General features: G+C 61.7%; 1 protein-coding gene. It reads right to left on the bottom strand.

What is annotated here, in order from left to right; all coding sequences use genetic code 11:
* Nucleotides 1-27: 27 nt before the first annotated feature.
* A partial coding sequence (locus tag Mrose_RS18385; protein ID WP_220452371.1) for a helix-turn-helix domain-containing protein occupies nt 28-1,133 on the bottom strand: 1,106 nt, incomplete at its 5' end.

Here is a 1,133-nt window from a genome sequence, read left to right as displayed (position 1 = left end):
CGTCGGAGAGTAGGATCATCGGGGCCACTAGAGGGCACTTCCGCCGTTCGACGACCAGAGGGCGGCCCGCTTGCGGATATATTCAATCGGAACCCCCAGCACTTCCGCAGCCCGAGAGGCGCTCACGACACCGAGGGAGAGGGCCTGGAAAACCAACCGCTCAAGCCGTGACTTGGGCAGTACCTGGCTTTGGTCATCCTTAAAGTCCGGGTTGTAGAACTCGCGCCGCAGCTCGAGCGGCTCCTTGTCCTTTCCAAACCTCTTGTTCAGCACACCGATCTGCTGGCCGCATTGCTTACGGGAAATGATGCCGACCTGCTCGGCACGGATCAGGACGGTCCGCATGCTGACGCTGTAGCGCAGCTTGAGGTCAAGCAGCATGGCCTCGGGGATCCAGCGGTTGCGGAAGGCGTGGAGTTCCCGCTCAAGTACTTCACGCGGTAGCAGCACCGCCCCGGCCAGGTGGTTGGCGAGTTTCTCCCTCAACCCCGCAGCCACAGCCTTTTCAGGGTGCAGGAAGTCCTGACGATGACAGATGAGGTGGGCCAGCTCATGCAGAGCGGTGAAGAACTGCCGCTCAACCGGGTGATTTTCGTTGATGATGATGACCGCCCCCAGCGACTCGGTGTAGGCCGAGAACCCGCTCACGTGGGCGGGCAGTGGGGTGAGGAGAACCTTCAAACCCCGTTCCTCGAGCCGGGCGATCACGTCCCCCAAAGGAGCGTGTTCTACCCCGAGGAAGTCCCGCACCTCACCCGCGTAGCGCTCCACCGCGTGCGGTTCATATGCCTCTACCGGCATCTGGGGTGGCGATACGGCGACCTCACCAATCTCCCGCTCGATCTCCGCGTAGGCCAGGGCCCGCTTGAGGATCAGGGCCCTGAGCGCAGGGGTAAGAACCCCTGCCTCATCGGCCCTGAACAACAGGGTCGGCTCCTCAGCGTTTTGTTCAAAGAAAACCTCGAGTGGAACGCCTAGAGCTTGGGCTATAGCAGCCAACTGCCCAATAGATGGCATGCGCTCACCCTTCTCCCAGACCGCGATGGTCTGCCGGGTCACCCCGACCTTGTTACCCAGATCGGTTTGACTTAGACCCCGCTGTTCGCGGAGTGGCTGAATGTAGCCGACGTTCA

The organism is Calidithermus roseus, assembly GCF_003574095.1.
Taxonomy (GTDB): domain Bacteria; phylum Deinococcota; class Deinococci; order Deinococcales; family Thermaceae; genus Calidithermus; species Calidithermus roseus.
Note: the sequence above shows the minus strand (reverse complement) of the source record. Positions and strands in the feature narration are given on the sequence as shown.